This is a genomic window from Kitasatospora sp. NPDC093558, from assembly GCF_040683475.1.
GTDB lineage: Bacteria > Actinomycetota > Actinomycetes > Streptomycetales > Streptomycetaceae > Kitasatospora.
Window position 1 is genome coordinate 14,969 of the sequence record NZ_JBFBDY010000001.1, and the last position, 18,469, is coordinate 33,437.

The 18,469-nt window shown below is 74.1% G+C and carries 20 protein-coding genes and 1 tRNA gene; 11 read left to right on the forward strand and 10 right to left on the reverse strand.

All coding sequences use genetic code 11. The annotated features are described in order from the left end of the window. Window positions 1–152: 152 nt before the first annotated feature. The 4 genes from AB0O00_RS00095 to AB0O00_RS00110 are packed head-to-tail and all read left to right on the forward strand — an operon-like array spanning window position 153 to window position 1,165. The gene (locus tag AB0O00_RS00095; RefSeq protein ID WP_363647385.1) at window positions 153–512 is read left to right on the forward strand and encodes an ATP-binding protein; all 360 of its coding nucleotides are present in this window, start codon (window positions 153–155) and stop codon (window positions 510–512) included. Beyond that, window positions 509–763 carry a hypothetical protein gene (locus AB0O00_RS00100; protein WP_363647387.1) on the forward strand — a complete coding sequence of 85 codons (255 nt, stop codon included), beginning with the start codon at window positions 509–511 and terminating at the stop codon, window positions 761–763. The genes AB0O00_RS00095 and AB0O00_RS00100 overlap by 4 nt, the downstream gene beginning before the upstream one ends. After that, on the forward strand, window positions 751–879 hold the full coding sequence (locus AB0O00_RS00105; RefSeq protein ID WP_363647389.1) for a hypothetical protein: 129 nt from the start codon (window positions 751–753) through the stop codon (window positions 877–879). The genes AB0O00_RS00100 and AB0O00_RS00105 overlap by 13 nt, the downstream gene beginning before the upstream one ends. Beyond that, window positions 872–1,165, forward strand: coding sequence for a hypothetical protein (locus AB0O00_RS00110; RefSeq protein ID WP_363647391.1), 294 nt, complete (start codon window positions 872–874; stop codon window positions 1,163–1,165). Before AB0O00_RS00105 ends, AB0O00_RS00110 begins: the two co-directional genes overlap by 8 nt. A 55-nt stretch (window positions 1,166–1,220) precedes the next feature. On the opposite strand, the gene AB0O00_RS00115 is transcribed toward AB0O00_RS00110, so the two are convergent. The 3 genes from AB0O00_RS00115 to AB0O00_RS00125 form a co-directional block, all read right to left on the reverse strand. After that, window positions 1,221–1,339 (reverse strand) — tRNA-OTHER (locus AB0O00_RS00115). Window positions 1,340–1,440: 101 nt separating this feature from the next. Next, entirely contained in the window at window positions 1,441–1,848 is a 408-nt protein-coding gene (locus AB0O00_RS00120; RefSeq protein ID WP_363647393.1) for a PPOX class F420-dependent oxidoreductase, read from the reverse strand. A gap of 92 nt (window positions 1,849–1,940) precedes the next feature. Further along, window positions 1,941–2,315 (reverse strand): DUF4190 domain-containing protein, encoded by a 375-nt coding sequence (locus AB0O00_RS00125; protein ID WP_363647395.1) that lies wholly within the window; start codon window positions 2,313–2,315, stop codon window positions 1,941–1,943. A 137-nt stretch (window positions 2,316–2,452) separates the two neighbouring features. On the opposite strand from AB0O00_RS00125, the gene AB0O00_RS00130 reads away from it, so the two are divergent. Continuing rightward, window positions 2,453–3,718 (forward strand): histidine kinase, encoded by a 1,266-nt coding sequence (locus tag AB0O00_RS00130; RefSeq protein WP_363647397.1) that lies wholly within the window; start codon window positions 2,453–2,455, stop codon window positions 3,716–3,718. Further along, a complete protein-coding gene (locus tag AB0O00_RS00135) occupies window positions 3,715–4,431 on the forward strand; it encodes a response regulator transcription factor (protein ID WP_363647399.1) in 717 nt (238 codons plus the stop codon). The genes AB0O00_RS00130 and AB0O00_RS00135 overlap by 4 nt, the downstream gene beginning before the upstream one ends. A gap of 75 nt (window positions 4,432–4,506) precedes the next feature. On the opposite strand, the gene AB0O00_RS00140 is transcribed toward AB0O00_RS00135, so the two are convergent. After that, window positions 4,507–5,148, reverse strand: a complete 642-nt coding sequence (locus AB0O00_RS00140) for a class I SAM-dependent methyltransferase (protein WP_363647401.1) — start codon at window positions 5,146–5,148, stop codon at window positions 4,507–4,509. 133 nt (window positions 5,149–5,281) lie between these two features. On the opposite strand from AB0O00_RS00140, the gene AB0O00_RS00145 reads away from it, so the two are divergent. Further along, window positions 5,282–7,162: a tetratricopeptide repeat protein gene (locus AB0O00_RS00145; RefSeq protein ID WP_363647403.1), complete on the forward strand. Its 1,881-nt coding sequence runs from the start codon at window positions 5,282–5,284 to the stop codon at window positions 7,160–7,162. 37 nt (window positions 7,163–7,199) lie between these two features. On the opposite strand, the gene AB0O00_RS00150 is transcribed toward AB0O00_RS00145, so the two are convergent. Continuing rightward, window positions 7,200–8,921, reverse strand: a complete 1,722-nt coding sequence (locus tag AB0O00_RS00150; RefSeq protein WP_363647405.1) for a serine/threonine-protein kinase — start codon at window positions 8,919–8,921, stop codon at window positions 7,200–7,202. 51 nt (window positions 8,922–8,972) lie between these two features. Beyond that, the gene (locus tag AB0O00_RS00155; protein WP_363647407.1) at window positions 8,973–9,176 is read right to left on the reverse strand and encodes a DUF6011 domain-containing protein; all 204 of its coding nucleotides are present in this window, start codon (window positions 9,174–9,176) and stop codon (window positions 8,973–8,975) included. 43 nt (window positions 9,177–9,219) lie between these two features. On the opposite strand from AB0O00_RS00155, the gene AB0O00_RS00160 reads away from it, so the two are divergent. Then, a complete protein-coding gene (locus tag AB0O00_RS00160) occupies window positions 9,220–9,990 on the forward strand; it encodes a TetR/AcrR family transcriptional regulator C-terminal domain-containing protein (RefSeq protein ID WP_363647409.1) in 771 nt (256 codons plus the stop codon). Window positions 9,991–10,007: 17 nt separating this feature from the next. On the opposite strand, the gene AB0O00_RS00165 is transcribed toward AB0O00_RS00160, so the two are convergent. Further along, a complete protein-coding gene (locus AB0O00_RS00165; RefSeq protein WP_363647490.1) occupies window positions 10,008–10,349 on the reverse strand; it encodes a helix-turn-helix domain-containing protein in 342 nt (113 codons plus the stop codon). Window positions 10,350–10,496: 147 nt separating this feature from the next. On the opposite strand from AB0O00_RS00165, the gene AB0O00_RS00170 reads away from it, so the two are divergent. Both AB0O00_RS00170 and rarD read left to right on the forward strand, forming a co-directional pair. Beyond that, a complete protein-coding gene (locus AB0O00_RS00170) occupies window positions 10,497–11,345 on the forward strand; it encodes an SDR family oxidoreductase (RefSeq protein WP_363647411.1) in 849 nt (282 codons plus the stop codon). A 136-nt stretch (window positions 11,346–11,481) separates the two neighbouring features. Further along, window positions 11,482–12,453, forward strand: coding sequence for an EamA family transporter RarD (gene rarD, locus AB0O00_RS00175; RefSeq protein ID WP_363647413.1), 972 nt, complete (start codon window positions 11,482–11,484; stop codon window positions 12,451–12,453). Window positions 12,454–12,462: 9 nt separating this feature from the next. On the opposite strand, the gene AB0O00_RS00180 is transcribed toward rarD, so the two are convergent. The 3 genes from AB0O00_RS00180 to AB0O00_RS00190 form a co-directional block, all read right to left on the reverse strand. Beyond that, window positions 12,463–13,356, reverse strand: a complete 894-nt coding sequence (locus tag AB0O00_RS00180; RefSeq protein WP_363647415.1) for an ABC transporter permease — start codon at window positions 13,354–13,356, stop codon at window positions 12,463–12,465. Beyond that, complete coding sequence (locus AB0O00_RS00185) at window positions 13,343–14,275, reverse strand: ABC transporter ATP-binding protein (protein WP_363647417.1); 933 nt, start codon at window positions 14,273–14,275, stop codon at window positions 13,343–13,345. The genes AB0O00_RS00180 and AB0O00_RS00185 overlap by 14 nt, the downstream gene beginning before the upstream one ends. 110 nt (window positions 14,276–14,385) lie before the next feature. Next, on the reverse strand, window positions 14,386–15,678 hold the full coding sequence (locus tag AB0O00_RS00190) for a DUF2092 domain-containing protein (RefSeq protein WP_363647419.1): 1,293 nt from the start codon (window positions 15,676–15,678) through the stop codon (window positions 14,386–14,388). Window positions 15,679–15,859: 181 nt separating this feature from the next. Here AB0O00_RS00190 and AB0O00_RS00195 point away from each other — a divergent pair, with 181 nt between their 5' ends. Continuing rightward, complete coding sequence (locus tag AB0O00_RS00195; RefSeq protein WP_363647421.1) at window positions 15,860–18,463, forward strand: bifunctional FO biosynthesis protein CofGH; 2,604 nt, start codon at window positions 15,860–15,862, stop codon at window positions 18,461–18,463. The last annotated feature ends 6 nt before the right edge of the window (window positions 18,464–18,469 follow it).

Consider the following 18,469-nt stretch of genomic DNA (forward strand, 5'->3'; position numbering starts at 1 on the left):
CCACCAACGAGTGATGGCGAGCATGAGGGCTTGCAAGTTTGTCAGGCATCCCCCTACTCTCAGTGTTGCACCGATCACATGACGGAGTGTCAGTAACGCCTGTTCTGGCTCACGGCGACGACTCCGTACCTCCTCCCCCCGCGAGGTCTCTCATGCGTGCCCTCAACCCTCCCGACTGGACCACCGCTCGCACCGAACTCCGTGAGCTCCTCCTCTCCTCCGGCTGGCCGCCCTCCACCACCGCCGACGCCGAACTCGCGCTCCACGAGCTGATCGTCAACGCCTGGATGCATGCGGGAAACCCCGCCCCCCTCGTCGTCCTCGCCCTCCGCCCCACCCGGCTCCGGGTCACCGTCTGCGACGAGAGCCCGACCATCCCCGAGCCCCGTCTCGCCCCCGACTTCGCCGAATCCGGCCGAGGCCTCCACCTCGTCCGCTCCCTCACCCACCGCTTCGGCGCCGACCCGCGCAAGCAGGGCAAAGCCGTCTGGTTCGAGATGGATGCCGCATGAACAACCGCCACCCCATGAAGCCCACCGACCCCCGCGTCCGGGACTACACCGAGTCCCAGGTCCGCACCCTCATCGCCGAAGTCCACGAGCGCGGAAAGAAGTTCGGCCTCGTCTGGCCCTCCGCCACCACCGACACCACCCTCGACGGCCGTGTCCTCGTCCGCTTCAACACGGCTCCCGTCACGACTCTCCTCAACCTCCTCAACCTCCTCCTCGACGCCGAACGCGACGACGACCAGTGCGTTTCCTGATCGCCGCCGCGTTCGCCGTCCTCCTCGCCCTCGCGATCGCCACCGTCGCCCTCGGGGTGATCACCGCTCTCAACATTGCAAAGCCCGACGAAGAGGAGTCCCGCGAAGATGCCTGACCCCCAGCCCCTCCCCAACGCCCTCGCCGCGGCCAACTACGCCGTCGCCGCCGCCTTCAACGCCCTCAGCCCCGGCTTCGTCGCCCCTGCTCCGCCCGACGACTTCGACTGGCCCGCACTCGAAGGCTTCGTCTACCAGCTCGGCTTCGCCGCCGACCACTCCGAGCTGGCCCTCAACCTCTACCGGCTCCTCACGGCCGTCCAGCGCATCGCCTACCGCGAGGGCGGCGGCCGGAACCTCTGGTCCCCGGCCCGCATCAACCCCCGCCCCAGACAAGCCGGCTGAAACGCAGGAAGTCGGCCCATCCGACTTCCTGCGTCACCGAAGCCGGGACGGATGCGGGAGCCGGTGGGATTCGAACCCACGGGCAGACTCGGAGCAGGGCCGCTCCTCCTCCGCCGATCGATGCGCGGGGTTCCTCCGGCGCATCGATTGCAATTGGCCGCTCTGCCACGGTCCGCATCCTGCGGGATTGCGCGGTCCCGCTGTCCGTGATCCTACGAAGTGCCGCATCGGCCGCGCGACCCGGTTTGCCGCCATGGCCGGGATGAGTCGCCGGATCACACGTCGCGGGCCGTCGTCCCCCTCGCCTCCAGGTTCCAGGTGATCACCCGCCGAGGGTGCACCCGGATGATGTCCTTGCTGAAGGTGTCCGGCGCGACCGGCGGCACGTCGACCGCCAGCACCTCCGCCCACCCCCGGATCTCGACGCCCCGCCCCCAACCGCCCGCCACCGGATCGTCGGCCGGCGCCAAGTCGTCGACCAGCACGGCGACGTCCGGCCGGGCTTCCGCATTGCGGTACTTCCGGCTGCGGGCGTTGTTAGGCCCGCCGATGTCGATCGTCCCGTCCGCGTTGAGCCGGAAGCCCACCGGGCGGATCTGCGGGGCGCCGTCGGGGCCCGTGGTGGCGAGGCGGGCCAGCGGTTGTGAGGCGAGGTACTCGCGCTCCCTCTCGGTGAAGGTCATACGGCCGACGCTAGAACCTCAAGTGCCCTTGATATCAAGGCCGAAGGCCCCGGCACCGCACGGGAAGTCGGCCCGCCCGACTTCCTGCGCAATCAGTCTCCCGTGAGCTGCTGGTGGACGCACTGCCGGTACTCGGCGAAGCTGTCGGGCCGGTAGCACGGCTGCGTGTGGTCGGCGTACCAGACGAAGGCGGATGCGGCGAGGACGGACACCACGATCGCGGCGAGGGACATCGCCGCGCCGGCGATGGCGGCGCCCCGGCCGATGCCGGTCCGCCCGGCCGTCCGCAGGGCAACGGCGCCGACGACCAGGCCGATGAGGCCGAGCAGCCCGCCGAAGACGACGACCGAGGTGACCAGACCGACGACGCCCAGCACCAGCGCGGCCGTGGCCGTCCGGTTGGTACCGGTGGGCGGCCGGAAGGTGGCGGCGTCCCGGGGCGGCGTCTTCGTCCCCTGTGCATGCATCGGCGGTGTTCCCCTCGACTCGGTAGCTACACGATCGTGCCGCCCGGGGCCCGGGGCGCACATCCCGGAAAGGCGGGAGAAGGGGCTCCCCCGATCGGGGGAGGTCGTGGCCGAACCATCCGGTCATACTGGCGGTCATGATCAGGGGAATCCGGCCGCTCCTGCGCGGCTCCACGTACACGGGGGCGCTGTTCGCCTGTTCCGGCGCCTTGGCGAGCCTTCCGCTGCTGCCGTTCGCCATGCTGCCGGCGCTGGCGTGGAGTTCCGGTCCGTACGGGGTGCATGCCGCGGTGACGCTCCTGGTCTGGGCTGTGCTGATCGGTGCGATCGGACTGGCCCGCACGACGCGGCGGGCGCTGGTCGTGGCCGCCCGCCGCCTGCTCGGGGTGCCGCTGCCGGATCCGGCCGCCCGTCGGTGGCCCGCGAACGCCGCAGCTCCCGCGAACGCCGCCGCTCCCGACGGCACCGACCGCTGGCGGACCCCGCTCTGGCTGGTGCTGCACGTGGCACTGGGGTGGACGGCGGCGCTCGGCGGCGGCGTGCTGCTCCTCATGGGGGTGTCGCTGCCCGGGAACTGGCTGGACACCGAGCTGCGGTTGAGCCTGTTCGGCCACGCGGTCGAGGTGACGGATGGGTGGAGCTGGGTGGCGGCGCCCGTGTGCGTGCTGATGGCGGCGGTCGTGGCCGTGGCGGTGACGGGCGCCCTGCGGTGGCTGGCGCCGAGGCTGCTGGGGCCGTCGTCGGCCGAGCGGCTCGCGCTCGCCGCCGAACGGGAGCTCCGGCTGGCCGAGCGCAACCGGCTGGCACACGAGCTGCACGACTCGATCGGGCACACGCTGACGGCGGCGACGATCCAGGCGGCGGTGGCCGGCGAGGTGCTCTCCGCCGACCCGGTGGCGGCGCGGGCCGCCATGCGCAGCATCGAGGAGTCGGCGCGGGCCGCGCTGGAGGACCTGGACTACGTCCTGGGCGTGCTGCGCGAGGAGCAGGCGGGCACGGCGCCGACCCGGACCCTGGCCGATCTGCCCGAGCTGCTGGACCGGTTGCGACACGCGGGCGCGGTGGTCGAGCCGGAGCTGCTCGGCGAACCGGCGCAGGTGCAGGGCACACTCTCCCGGGCGGCGTACCGGATCCTCCAGGAAGGGCTGACGAACGCGCTGCGGCACGGGGCCGGCGGTCCGATCACGGTCCGGGTGGTGGCAGGGGCGGACGGTCTGGAGCTTGGTGTGGTCAACCGGATCGCGGCGGTCGGCGGCCCGGGGCGTGCGTTCCCGACGTCCGGGCACGGTCTTCCCGGGCTGGCCGAGCGCGTGCGGCTGCTGCACGGTGAGATCGAGGCCGGCCCGGACGGCACGCAGCACTGGCGGCTGGCGGTCCGGCTGCCGGTACGGTCGTCCGCATGACCGAGCCCGCCGGCTGCCCCGCCCCCGCCGCCCCCGTCACCCCCGTCACCGTCCTGATCGCGGACGACGACGAGGTGACGCGCAGCGGGCTGCGCACGCTGCTCGCGCTGCAACCGGGCATCGCGGTGGTCGGGGAGGCCGCCGACGGGATCGAGGCGGTCGAGCAGGCGCGGCGGCTGCGGCCGGACGTGGTGCTGATGGACGTGCGGATGCCGCGGTGCAACGGGATCGAGGCGACCCGGCGCCTGCTGGCCACGTCAGCCGAACCCACTGGAGCAGCCGAACCGCCGAAGGTCGTGGTGATCACCACCTTCGAGAACGACGACTACGTCACGGCCGCGCTCGGCGCCGGAGCCGCCGGGTTCGTGCTCAAGCGGCGCCCGGTCCGGCAGATCGCCGAGGCGGTGCGGGTGGTGGCCGAGGGGGAGGCGATCCTCTTCCCGGCGGCGCTGCGCCGGATGGTCACCGCCCGCCCGTCGGCCTCGGCCGTGGCCCTGCCGCAGGCGGCGCTGACGGGTCGGGAGGAGGAAGTGCTCCGGCTGATGGCCACCGGACTGTCCAATCCGGAGATCGCGGAGTCGCTCGTGGTGAGCCAGGAGACGGTGAAGACGCACGTCGGGAACGTCCTGCTCAAGCTCGGTGCGCAGAACCGCACGCACGCGGTGGTGATCGCGTACGAGTCCGGCCTGGTGGTGCCGGGGTTCGCGGGCTGAAACCCACGAGGCTGAAACCCTCGCGGGCTGAAACCCACGAGAATGCAACCCTCGCGGGCTGAAACCGCTGAGCCGCTACACCGCCCGCAGCAGCAGGTGCCCGCGCCGGAAGCGCTCGTTCTCGCCCGGCTGCCGCAGCATACGGCCGACCTCCGCGAACCCGGCCCCGCCCGCGAGCCGCGCGAGCTCGTCGACCGGCCACCGGTAGGCCGTCGTGACCTTGTGGTCGAACGGCGTCACCGGCTCGCCCTCGGCCTCGAAGAAGCCGATCAGGAGGTGCCCGCCGGCCGCCACCACCCGCCTGAACTCGCCCAGGTAGGACGGGATGTGGGCGGGCGGCGTGTGGATCAGCGAGTACCAGGAGACGGCCCCGGCCAGCGACCCGTCCGCCGCCTCCAGCGCGTCCATCGACCCGACGTCGAACCGGATGCCGGGGTACGTCTCGCGGGCGATCCCGACGAGCGCGGGGGAGAGGTCGACGCCGAAGACGTCGATGCCGTGCCCGCGCAGGAACGCGGACACGTACCCCGGCCCGCAGCCGAGGTCCGCGACCGGGCCGGGAACGCCGGAGGACCGCACGACGTCCGCGAAGGCGGTGACGAACGAGCGGTCCAGCGGGAGGTGCGCGAGCCCGTCCCGGACAAGGTCGGCGTAGCGGGCGGCGACGGCGTCGTACGCGCCGGCGGTGGTCTGGTGATGTGACGAGAGTTCAGGCACGGTCGACGACCTTACGACCTTACGACCTCACGACCTCACGATCCCGGCGCCGGGTCGATCATCATGTCGTCGTATGCACGAGATAGCCTCGTCCGCGCGAATGCGGAGCACAGGCACGACGGGGGATCGGACCATGGAACGCAAGGGCGACGGCGACGAACGCCTGGCAGCCGAGGGTGAAGTGGCGGTCGCCCGCCTGGCGATCGACTCCGGGGACCTCCCGCACGCCGCCGACCACCTCGCCGACGCGATGATCACCGATCCCCAACTGCCCGAGCTGCACGAGGCCCTGGCCGAGCTGTGCGCCGCCGCCGGGGGGCCGGCCGCCGCCCGCGAGCTGTTCCCGCTCGACGGCCAGGTCTTCCTCGGCACGGTCGTCTGCCGCGCCCACGTCGAGGCGGCGGCCGGCGACTGGGACGCCGCGATCGGCATGCTCGCCTCCGCCGTCCAGTTCGAGCCCGGCAGACCCTGGGCGCACACGGCCTGGCTGGCCCGCGAGGACCTGCCGGGGCTGGTCGACCCGGACGCCGTCGCCCAGGCCGTCGCCCGCGCCGCCGGTGGGCTGCCCGACCCGCTGCCCGCCGAACTCGCCGACGCCGTCCGCCCGTTCGACGTCTTCGTGCGGGCCGTCGTGGACCGCCACCCGGACCACCCGCTGCTGCTCGCGATGGCCTCCGGCCTGACCCGCCGCCTCGGCACCACCGCCCGCGCCGTCGAACTCGCCGAGCACGCCCACCGCCTGGCCCCCGGCTACATGCCGTCCGTCATGCTCGGCAACGCCCTGCGCGCGCACGGCCGCCCGGAGCAGGCACTCGCCGTGTGGGAGGCCGAACTGCGCCGCGTCGCACCGGCCGAGGACAACTCCAGCAGCTACCTCGCCGTCGACGTCGCCGAGCTGTACGGTGCGCTCGGCCGCCCCGCCGACGGGCTGCCCTGGCTGGAGCGCGTCCTCGCGGCCGACCCGGACCACCCCAAGGCCGCCCCGGCGATCCACGGGCTGCGCCACGCCGTCGACGGCGACGCCGCCCACCTGCTCGCGCTCGCCGACCACCACCGCGCGCACCCCGACCACGAGTACGCCCAGGACCTCCTGGAACGGCTCGGCCACCGCGTGCCCTGGCTCGGCCTCGTCCCCGGCGCCACCGAGGCCACCGTCAACGTGCTCCACCAAGTGCTGGAGGCGCCCGGCACCACGCGCGACACCGAGATCGACTGCGTGGCCTCCACGGTCGAGCCGCCCAGCTCGCTGTTGGCCGTCCAGCTCGCGTTGCCGCGCACCACCGTCGGCTACCAGTCCGTCGGCACCCCGGACCCGCGCCTGCCGCTGGTCGCGCCCACCACCACCCTGTGGATCTGGGACGGCACCGACCCGCACCCCGCCGTCGCCCCGCCCGCCGCCGCGAGCGCCGAACTCGTCCGGGCCACCGCCGAACTCGTCTGGCCGACCGTCCCCGCCGTCTACGACCACGCCGTCCGGCTCGCCGGGCTGCCGCTCGACGACCTTGTCGGCGTGCTCGCGCACCCGCCCGCGCCGCGCGAGGACGAGCTCGGGCAGGCGCTGCTCGCCCACCAGCCCGAACTGTGGGTGCGCGCCGTCCAGACCTTCGCGTGCCTGGGCATCGCCCACCACCGCACCGACCAGCCGTGGGCCCGGTCCGACCGCCGTCGCGTCCTGCTCGACCTGCTGCTCGGACCGGAGGACTGGGTCGTCGAGGCGGCCGGCTTCGCACTCGTCGCGATCGGCTGGACGCACCCCGACACGCGCGCCGACATCGCCGCCCAGCTCGGCCGACGGCTGCGCTACTGCGCGGAGGCGGACCGCACGCGGGTGGTGACGATCCTGCGGTCGATCGGCCAACTGGCGCTCGCGGCGCCGTGGTTGCCGACGGAGGAGCTCGACCGGGCGCGCCGCTTCGTCGCCGCCGGCGAGACGGCTGAGGCGCCCGAACCGGCCGCACCTCAGGAGCCGCAACCCCGGCCGGGCTTCCTCCGGCGCCTCTTCGGCCGGAACTGAGGCGGGCTCAGGCGCACTGAGGCGCACTGAGGTCCGTTCAGGCGCGCGGCCGCTCCAGGCACACGTGCGCGTCGGGCGCGTCGAACCTCCAGTACGCCGCCGAGCCGCACACCTCGGCCGTCCCCGGCGTCGTGCCCTCCGCCGCCTGGCCGTCGACCGGCACGACCTTGGCGATCACCAGCTCCTCTGCGGCAGCGGTGGCGGACGCCCCGCAGGAGTGCGGCTGCCACATGTCCTCCGGGCGCACGGGCCCCGGCACCGCCCCGGCGGCGGCACCCGGCACGCACTCGCCCGACCGGAACTGCCGCCGGACACACAGGAAGAGCCGGTCGTCGGCCCGCTCGCTGCCGTTGGACCAGGTCTCCTCGCCCGCGCCCGCATCGCACACGCTCTCGTCGGTGGTGCGGTTCTGGACGACGAGGTAGGCCTCGTCCGCGCCGCAGTCCACCTGCTGCGGGACGGCCGGGCTGAACCCGTCCGGCCCGAGCACCGCGTCGACGCAGTCGCCCTTGCCGAGCCCGCGGAACGCGGCGTCGGTGGCCGGATCGGCGGCCTCGGCGACGTGCACGCTGTTCGGCGGGACGACGAGGAGGGCGGCCGCGGCGACGGCGAGCGCGACGACCAGGCCGCGCAGCACGGCCCGTCGGCGAGCCGGCCGGGCCGACGAGGGCCCTGAAGTCGCGGGCAGGACGGTCGTCTTGAGCTCGGACCCCGCAGGCAGGATAGCCGTCCCGAGCTCCGACCCCGCAGGCAGGACGGTCGTCCTGAGCTCCGACCCCGCAGGCAGCACGCGCGTCGACTGCTCCGACGACGGAACCGCAGCCGGAACCGCAGCCGCCGACACCTCGGGCACGGCGTGGGCGCGCTCCTCGTACGCCCGGATCAGCGCCGTCCACGCCTCCGGCAGCGGCACGCCCTCCGGCTCTCCCGAGGCGGGTGCGACGTGCGCCAGCAGCGCCTCCGGCGTCGGCCGCTCCGCCGGGTCGAGCGCCAGGCAGGCGCGGACCAGCCCGTCGAGCTCGGGCGGCAGCCCGGCCAGGTCCAGCTCCCCGCGCTGCACCTGGCCGAGCAGGCGCAGGGTGTCGGAGGTGTCGGCGTACGGCGGGCGGCCGACGGCGAGGTGGAAGAGCGTCGCGCCGGCCGAGTACACGTCGGAGGCGCCCGACGAGGCCTCGCCGCGGGCCTGTTCGGGGGAGGTGTAGGCGATCGTGCCGAGGGTGAGGGAGGTGCGGGTGAGGTCGGCGGCGTGCGAGATGCCGAAGTCGATCAGCCGCGGGCCGCTCGGCGGCAGCAGGACGTTGGCGGGCTTCACGTCGCGGTGGACGACGCCCGCGCGGTGCAGGTCGGCGAGGGCCTCGGCGATCCCGGCGGCGATCCGCAGCACGGCGGCCGGCGGGTGCAACGGCCCGGCCTTCTTGACGAGTTCGTTGAGCGAGGGCGCGGGGACGTACTCGGTGGCCATCCAGGGCAGCGGCGCCTCGGCGTCGGCGTCGACGACCGCGACGGTGTACAGGCCGGTCACCCGGCGGGCCAGCGCGACCTCCCGGGCGAAGCGCCGCCGGTCCTCGTCGGAGACCGTGCCGTCGGCGAGCAGCGTCTTGACGGCCACCAGCCGCCCGCCCGCCGTCCGGCCGAGGTAGACCTGCCCCATCCCGCCGGCGCCGATCCGCCCCACCAGCCGGTACGCGCCGACCTGCCGCGGATCGTCGCCCCGCAGCTCCCGCACCCCGCCCACCCTGGCCTCCCGCCCGTGCCCCACGGAGCGACCGTACGCGATCCCGGCGACCCGCAGGTGAACTACCGGGCCCGACTACACCCCTGGGAGCGGATCCTGGTCGACGTCGTGCCGCGGGACGCGCTCGGCGGGGTCGCGGCACTCGGGGCCGAGCCGCAGGATGCGGGACTCCGGGTCGTGCAGCGGCCGGTGGCAGCGGCGGCAGGTGACGCGGTGGCGGACGGCCTCCGGGGTGTCCGTCCCGGGCAGCGGATCGGGCTTTCGGCTGGGGGCGCTCATGGTGAGACCGTAACGAAGCGGGCGCCGTGAAAGGATCCTCCCCATGGCCACCGACCGCACCAGCGCAGGAGACCCGGCGCGCACCCTCGCCCTCCTGTGGGGCCTGACCGCCGAGGAGAAGCCCGGCCGCCGCGGCCCCCGGCAGGCCCGCTCGACCGGCGAGATCGCGGCGGCGGCCATCGTGCTCGCCGACGCGGAGGGCGTGGACGCGGTCACCATGCGGCGCATGGCGCAGGAGCTCGGCCTGTCCCCGATGGCGCTCTACACGTACGTGCCCGGCAAGGCCGAACTGCTCGACCTGATGCTCGACACCATCTACGCCGGGATGCCCCGCACCGCCCCCGCCGACGACGGCTGGCGCGCCCGCGTGACGGCCGTCGCCGACGACAACCGGGCGCTGCACCGGGCCCACCCGTGGATCGCGGCCGTCGCCACCAGCCGCCCGCCGCTGGGCCCGGGCCTGATGGCCAAGTACGAGTACGAGCTGCGCGCCTTCGAGGGCACCGGCCTGCCGGACGTCGAACTGGACGCGGCCCTGACCCACGTGCTCGGCTTCGTCCAGACCTGCGCCCGGATGGCCGCCGACGAGCGGGCCGCGCAGCAGGACAGCGCGCTGACGGACGAGCAGTGGTGGGCCGCCAACGCCGGCCTGCTGGCCCGGGTCTTCGACGCGGAGCGCTACCCGGTGGCGGCCCGCGTCGGCGCCGCCGCGGGCGCGGCGCACGGCGGCGCCTACGACCCGGACCACGCCTACGCGTTCGGCCTCGCCCGCGTGCTGGACGGCCTGGCGGCGCTGATCACGAAGCGGCGCTGATCATGCAGCGGTGCTGATCACGAAGCGGTAGGCCGCCCGTCGTACTCCTCGCGGGCGGCCATCACCTCGGGCACCCGCCGCTCCGACCACAGCGCGAGCCCCGCGACCAGCTCGGCGGCCTCGTGCCCGAGCGGCGTGAGGCTGTAGTCGACCCGGGGCGGGATCACCGGGTGCGCCTCGCGGAGCACGAAGCCGTCGCGCTCCAGCGTCTGGAGGGTCTGGGCGAGCATCTTCTCGCTGACCCCGGTGACCCGGCGGCGCAGCTCGCTGAAGCGGTACCCGCGCTCGCGCAGCGCCCACAGGACGAGCACGCCCCACCGGCTGGTGACGTGCTCCAGCACGCCCCGCGACGGGCACATGCGGTCGAAGACGTCGGCCGGGGGGAGCTTCTCGATTACCTTCACGTCAGTACCCTACTTTGAAGTGCGTACTTTCGAAAGGTTAGTGCCATCCCTAGGGTGAGTTTCGAGGTAGACAACCCGAATCCCACGGTAGGAGCACACCCCATGTACGTCGTCACCGGTGCCACCGGCCAGCTCGGCCGCCTCGTCGTCGAGGGCCTGCTGGCCGCCGTCCCCGCGGCCGAGGTGGCGGTCGCCGTCCGCTCGGCCGAGAAGGCCGCCGACCTGGCCGCGCGCGGTGTGGCCGTCCGGGTGGTCGACTACGACCGGCCGGAGACGCTGGCCGGCGCCTTCGCGGCCGGCGACCGGGTGCTGCTGATCTCGGGCAGCGAGGTCGGCCGCCGGATCCCGCAGCACCGCGCCGTGATCGAGGCCGCGAAGGCGGCGGGGGTCGCGCTGTTCGCCTACACGAGCGCGCCGGGCGCGGCCACCTTCCGCCTGGTCGACGAGCACCGGGCGACGGAGGAGCTGATCGCGGCGTCCGGCCTGCCGTCCGTCCTGCTGCGCAACGGCTGGTACACCGAGAACTACCTGGGCGACGCGGCCGGCACGGTGGCCCGCGGCGTCGTGCTCGGCAGCGCGGGCGAGGGCCGGGTGGCCTCCGCCCCGCGCAAGGACTACGCGGACGCGGCCGTCGCCGTCCTGCTCGGCGAGGGCCACGAGGGCCGGGTGTACGAGCTGAGCGGCGACACCGCGTGGAGCCTGCCCGAGCTGGCCGCCGAGCTGGCCGCGGCCTCCGGCGCGCCGGTCGAGCACCGCGACGTGACCCCGGCCGCGCACCGCGACGTGCTGATCGGCGCGGGCCTGCCGGAGGGCTTCGCCGAGGTGCTGGTGGACGTCGACGCGGGCATCGCGCGCGGCGAGCTGGCCGGCACCCCGGGCGACCTCGCCCGGCTGATCGGCCGCCCGACCGTCCCGCTCGCCGAGTCCGTCCGCGAGGCGCTCAAGGCCTGACCCGCACCGGCCCTGACCTCGGGGTTCTCGCCCCTCGGGCAGTGTCATGACCAAAATCCGGAAACGGAGATGACAGCCTGCCCTCCCGCCCGCTACCGTCACCTCGACATACGCGCGCGCGGAGGGCAGGCGGCAGATGCCGGACACAACGAAGCAGGAGAGCGGCCACGGCATCTGGTACGGAGCCGCGGCCTACGGCATCTGGGGGCTCTTCCCGCTCTTCTGGCCGCTCCTGGAGCCCGCCGCCGCCGACGAGATCGTGGCCAACCGCATGGTCTGGTCCCTCGTCGCGGTCGCGCTGCTGCTGACCGTCCAGCGGCACTGGGGCTGGATACGCCCGCTGCTGCGCCAGCCCCGCAAGCTGGCGATGCTCGCCGGCGCTGCCACCGTGATCTCGGTCAACTGGGGCGTCTACATCTGGGCGGTCAACAGCGGCCACGTCGTCGAGACCAGCCTCGGCTACTTCATCAACCCGCTCGTGACGATCGGCTTCGGCGTGCTCGTCCTCAAGGAGCGGCTGCGCGTCGCGCAGTGGACGGCGGTCGGCATCGGCGCGGGGGCGGTCGCGGTGCTCACCGTCGCGTTCGGGCAGCTGCCCTGGATCGCGCTGACCCTGGCGCTGTCCTTCGCGACCTACGGCCTGCTGAAGAAGACGGTCGGGCTGAGCGGCGTGCAGAGCCTCGCGGCGGAGAGCGCCTTCATGTTCCCGTTCGCCCTGGCCTACCTGGTGTACCTGGAGATCCACGGCCGCGGCACCTTCGGCCACACGGTGGCCGGCTCGTACGGCTGGGGCCACTCCGGCCTGCTGGTGCTCAGCGGTGTCATCACCGCGATCCCGCTGCTGTGCTTCGGCGCGGCGGCCGTGCGGGTGCCGCTGACGGTGCTCGGACTGCTCCAGTACCTGGCGCCGGTGTTCCAGTTCCTCATCGGCGTCGCGGTGTTCCACGAGTCGATGCCGACCGCGCGCTGGGCCGGCTTCGCCCTGGTGTGGGCGGCGCTCGCGGTCCTCACGTGGGACGCGCTGCGCCGGGTGCGGGCCGACCGCGCGGAGCGGGCGGCCGCGGCACGGACGCCGCAACCGGCCCCCGCCCCGGCGGCCACCCGCTAGTCGGAACCTCTACGCGCTGATGTCCCGGCTGGAGAACCGCGCCCAGGCCGCCGAGCCGAACACGGCGACGTAGCCGGCCTGCAGGGCGAGGTTCTTCAGCACGCCGTCCCAGTACATCGGCTCGCGCAGGAGGTCCGCGAAGCTGAGCCAGTAGTGGGTGAACAGGAACGGCCGGATCGCGTCCAGCTGCGGGAAGCTGTCGAGGATCTGGACGGTGATCACCAGCACCACCGTGGCGGCCATCGCCGCGATGCCGCTGCCGGTGAGCGTCGAGACGAACAGCCCGATCGCCACCAGCCCGGCCAGCGAGAGCGCCACCACCGCGGCCACCAGCAGCGCCCGCGGCAGCGCGTCGCCGAGGCCGATGGTGTCGCCGGACAGCAGCGTCACCTTGCCGAGCGGGAACAGCGCGGCGCCGGTGGCCAGGGCGGTCAGCGCGACGGCCGCGGTGGCCGCCAGGCAGAAGACGAGCCCGGCGGTGAACTTGGCGGCCAGCAGCCTCGTCCGCCCGGCCGGCGCGACCAGCAGGTAGCGCAGCGTCCCGGTGGCGGCCTCGCCGGCCACCGAGTCCCCGGCGACGACGCCGACCGTCATCGGCAGGAAGACCGGCAGCGCCACGGCGAGCGCGGTGAACACCAGGAACAGGCCGTTCTGGGTGGTCTGCGCGATGAAGCTCGGACCGCCGCCGTCGTGCGGGCTGTCCGTGTTGACCTTGATGACCACGCCGATCAGGATCGGCAGCGCCGCCAGGATCGCCAGCAGGACCAGGGTCCGCATCCGGCGGAACGTCAGGTGCAGCTCGTTGCGGAACAGCGCCAGGAACCCGGACACCGTCTGCGGCCGCCGCCCGGCGGCCTCCTTCCCGACGCTGGGCGCCACCGCCACCGCCTCAGCCCGCGACATCGAAGCCCTCCCCGGTCAGCGCCACGAAGGCGTCCTCCAACGTGCCCCGCTCCAGGCCGAACCCCTGCACCCGCACGCCGGCCTCGACCAGCGCCGCGCACAGCTTGGGCAGCACCGAGTCGTCGACGGCCGCGAGCTCGCCGTCCACCCGGTCCTCGCCGCGCACGACGTCCGCGACCTGGTGGGCCGCGAGCACCTCGGCGGCCCGGGCGGCGTCCGGCGTGCGGACCACCAGCCGGCCCTGCGCCCGGGCGGCCAGCTCGGCGACGGTGCCCTGCACCACCAGCCGGCCGCGGGACATCACCGCCGCGTGCGTGCAGACGTGCTCGATCTCGTCCAGCAGGTGCGAGGAGAGGAACACCGTGGTGCCCTCCGCCGCGACCTCCCGTACCAGCGTCCGGATCTCCCGCATGCCCTGCGGGTCCAGGCCGTTGGTCGGCTCGTCCAGCACCAGCAGCTCGCGCGGCTGCAGCAGCGCCGAGGCCAGGCCGAGCCGCTGCTTCATGCCGAGCGAGTACGCGCGCGCCTTCTTGCCCGCCGCCGCGGTGAGCCCGACCCGCTCCAGCGCCTCGTCGACGCGGCGGGCGCGGGTGCGCGGGTCGGCCGTCGGGTCGGCGGCGTCGAACCGGGCGAGGTTGTCGCGGCCGGAGAGGAAGCCGTACAGCGCGGGGCCCTCGATCAGCGCGCCCACCCGGGGCAGCACGCTCGCGACGGACTGCGGCATCGGCTCGTCGAGGACGGTCGCCACGCCGGAGGTCGGGGAGATCAGGCCCATCAGCATGCGGATGGTGGTCGTCTTGCCGGAGCCGTTGGGGCCGAGGAAGCCGAAGACCGAGCCGCGCGGGACGGCCAGGTCCAGCCCGTCGACGGCGAGCTGGCCGCCGCGGAAGCGCTTGGTGAGGCCGCGCGTGCGGATCACGTCGTCGGAGGACGAGGGGGCGGTGGCGGGAACGGGGGCCGGGCGCGCCTCGGCGCCCCGGACCCCGGCCGACTCCGTAACGTCCCCCGTTACGGGAGTCTTCGTCACCCCTACTTCACCCCGGCCGCGTTCTGCAGGACGGACTCCGTCACCGCGCCGGCGAACACCCGGCCGTCGTCGGTGATCAGGACGTTGACCACCTTGGTGCTGAGCAGCGTGCCGCCGGCGACCGGCTTGCCGAGCGACTTCACCAGGGCCGTCGGGTCCTGGAAGGCGCCGTGGCCGCCGTGCTTGCCGCCCTCGGCGCCGCCCGTGGGCGTGCCCGCCGGCGCGCTCGGCAGGTGCGCGGTGATCACCGACGTCCAGCCCTCGCCGATCACGTTCGGCTGCTCGGCCGGGCCGCTCTCCTTCTTGCCGTCCGCGCCGCGCTTCGCGTCCGCCCCGGCGCCCGCTCCGGCGCCCGCCCACTTCTCGTCGGCCTGCTTCTCGTCCGCCTTGTGCTCCGTCACCTTGGCGCCCTTGGGCACGGTGAAGTCGAAGGTCTTGGCGGCCGGCTTGGCGAAGGAGACGTCGGTGAAGCGGACGTTCAGCACGGTGCTGCCGTCGGTGCTCAGCACCTTGACCGCGAGCGGGACGCCGTTGCCGGCGGCCACCGCGATGCGGACCTCGGCGATCGTCGAGCCGGACTGCGTCGGCTTGACGCTCAGCTGGTAGGCGTCCTGCCCGGCCACCTTGGCGGTGCCGGACACGGTGACGGAGGTGGTGCCCGCGCTCTCCGTCAGGAACTGCCTGGCGGCCTCCTGCGGCGTCGTCGGCACGCCCGTCAGCGGCGCCTTCGGGTGCTCGGCGCCCTGGTGCTTGGCGGCCTGACCGGTCAGGTGCACGGCCTGGTTGGTCGAGCTGTCCCAGGCCCAGCCCTGGTCGCCGTTGTGGATCAGGGTGTAGCCGGCCATGTTCTCCAGCAGGTCGAGCCGCTGGCGGTCCGGCCCGTCCACCGCGACCCGCAGGGCCTGGTCACCGCCCAGCAGACCGAGCAGCTTGGCCTGCGGATCGGCGGCCGAGCCGCCCCCGTCCTGCCCGCCGCCGCCGCGACCGGCCGCGGCGCCGAGGCCGCCGGCCGCCGCACCGAGCAGCTGGCTCGGCACGCCGAGGTCGGTGGAGAGCGTGACCGTCCCGGAAAGGGTCTGGGTGTCCGAGGCGAGTGCCTTGGCGACCACCTGCTCCGCCGTCAGCGTGGGGAGGTCCGGCGGGGAGTCGGCGGCCAGCGCGGGCACCAGCCCGACACCCGTGGCGATCGCCGCGGCCACCGCTATCGGCACGCCCGCCCGCATCAGGGTGCGCCGCCGCGAGCGGTACGGCGCGCCGCCGTCCACGTTCTCCCCCGCCGCCGTCTCGTTCGTCATGGCGTCATCAACTCCTCTGCCTACCAGCCCGATTGCCTTGCCCTTCCATTAGAGGCCCGCCCCGCACGCGCGTCATCGCCCTGTGGGGCCACTTCGGGGTAGACCCGCCGGGTACATCGACCCTGAGACGTCCTCAGGGTTGGCTCCTCCCGGTGTACGACTCCTGGCGTAGTGTCGCGGCATGGACGCAACCGCCGACGACCGCACCGACTCCCCGGCCCCGCAGCCTCCCGCCGTCAACGCCATGCGCCGCGCCCTGCGCCGCGCGCGGGACGGCGTCACGCTCGACGCCGCCGAGGCGGCCGTGCTGCTGCAGGCCAGAGGCGAGGACCTGCGGGACCTCTGTGCGAGCGCCGCCCGGGTGCGGGACGCCGGCCTGGAGGCCGCCGGCCGGCCCGGCGTCATCACCTACTCCAAGAGCGTCTTCATCCCGCTCACCCGGCTGTGCCGCGACAAGTGCCACTACTGCACCTTCGCGACCGTCCCCGGCAAGCTGCGCCGGGCCGGCCACGGGATGTACATGTCGCCGGACGAGGTCCTCGCGGTCGCCCGCCGCGGCGCCGAACTCGGCTGCAAGGAAGCCCTGATCACGCTCGGCGACAAGCCCGAGGACCGCTGGCCCGAGGCCCGCGAGTGGCTCGACGCGCACGGCTACGACGACACCATCGCCTACGTCCGCGCGATGTCGATCCGCATCCTGGAGGAGACCGGCCTCCTCCCGCACCTCAACCCCGGCGTGCTGAGCTGGACGGACTTCCAGCGCCTCAAGCCCGTCTCCGCGTCCATGGGCATGATGCTGGAGACCACCGCCACCCGCCTGTGGAGCGAGCCCGGCGGCCCCCACCACGGCTCCCCGGACAAGGAACCCGCCGTCCGGCTGCGGGTCCTGGAGGACGCGGGCCGCAGCTCCGTCCCCTTCACCAGCGGCCTGCTGATCGGCATCGGCGAGACGTACGAGGAGCGCGCCGAGTCGCTGTTCGCGCTGCGCAAGGTCTCCCGGGCCTACCACGGGATCCAGGAGCTGATCCTGCAGAACTTCCGCGCCAAGCCGGACACCGCGATGCGCGGCATGCCGGACGCCGAACTCGACGAGCTGGTAGCCACGGTGGCCGTCGCCCGGCACGTCCTCGGCCCGGCCGCGTGCCTCCAGGCGCCGCCCAACCTGGTGGACGGCGAGTACGAGCGGCTGATCGGCGCCGGCATCGACGACTGGGGCGGCGTCTCCCCGCTCACCCCCGACCACGTCAACCCCGAGCGCCCCTGGCCGCAGATCGAGCGCCTCGCCGAGCGCTCCGCGGCGGCCGGCTTCGAGCTGCGCGAGCGCCTGGCCGTCTACCCCGAGTACGTGCGGCGCGGCGAGCCCTGGCTGGACCCGCGCGTCCTGCCGCACGTGCGCGCTCTGGCCGACCCCGCGACCGGCCTCGCCGACCCGAACGCGCCGGTCGTGGGCCTGCTCTGGCAGGAGCCCGAGGACCTCCCGGAGTCGTACGGGCGGACCGACCTGCACGCCACCATCGACACCGAGGGCCGCACCGGCGACCGCCGGGCCGACTTCGAGGACGTCTACGGCGACTGGGAGGTGCTGCGCGAGCAGGTGCTCGCCGAAGGCGCCCCGCAGCGGCTCGCCGGCGACCTCCGCGAGGCGCTCGCGGTCGCCGCCGACGACCCGACGAGGCTCACCGACGACCAGGCCCTCGCCCTGTTCCACGCCGACGGCCCCGCCCTGGACGCGCTCGGCCGGATCGCCGACGACGTCCGCCGCGACGCCGTCGGCGACGACGTCACCTACTGCGTCACCCGGAACATCAACTTCACCAACGTCTGCTACACCGGCTGCCGGTTCTGCGCCTTCGCCCAGCGCCGCACCGACGCCGACGCCTACACGCTCTCGCTCCGGCAGGTCGCCGACCGGGCCGCGCAGGCCTGGGACGTCGGCGCCACCGAGGTCTGCATGCAGGGCGGCATCCACCCGGACCTCCCCGGCACCGCCTACTTCGACATCGCCCGCGCGGTGAAGGAGCGCGTGCCCGGCATCCACGTGCACGCCTTCTCGCCGATGGAGGTCGTCAACGGCGCCACCAGGACCGGGCTCTCGATCCGCGACTGGCTCCAGCAGGCGAAGGAGGCGGGCCTCGACACCATCCCGGGCACGGCCGCCGAGATCCTCGACGACGAGGTCCGCTGGGTGCTCACCAAGGGCAAACTGCCCGCCGCCACCTGGGTCGAGGTCGTCACCACCGCGCACGAGCTGGGCATCCGCTCCTCGTCCACCATGATGTACGGGCACGTGGACACCCCGGCGCACTGGCTCGGGCACCTGCGGCTGCTCGCCGGGATCCAGCAGCGGACGGGCGGCTTCACGGAGTTCGTCACCCTGCCGTTCGTCCACACCAACGCGCCGGTCTACCTCGCCGGCATCGCCCGGCCGGGCCCCACCGCCCGCGACAACCGCGCGGTGGTCGCGATGGCCCGGCTGCTGCTGCACCCGCACATCCCCAACATCCAGACCAGCTGGGTCAAGCTGGGCGCCGAGGGCGCGGCCGAGATGCTGCGCTCGGGCGCCAACGACCTCGGCGGCACGCTGATGGAGGAGACCATCTCGCGCATGGCCGGTTCGGCGTACGGGAGTTACAAGTCGGTGCGCGACCTCCAGGCGATCGCCGAGGCCGCGGGCCGTCCACACCGCCAGCGCACCACCACCTACGGCGAGGTGCCCGCCGAGCGCCGGGCCGCCGCGCTCGCCTCCGACGGCCACCTGCCGCAGCTGCTGCCCGTCCTGGACTGACCCGGC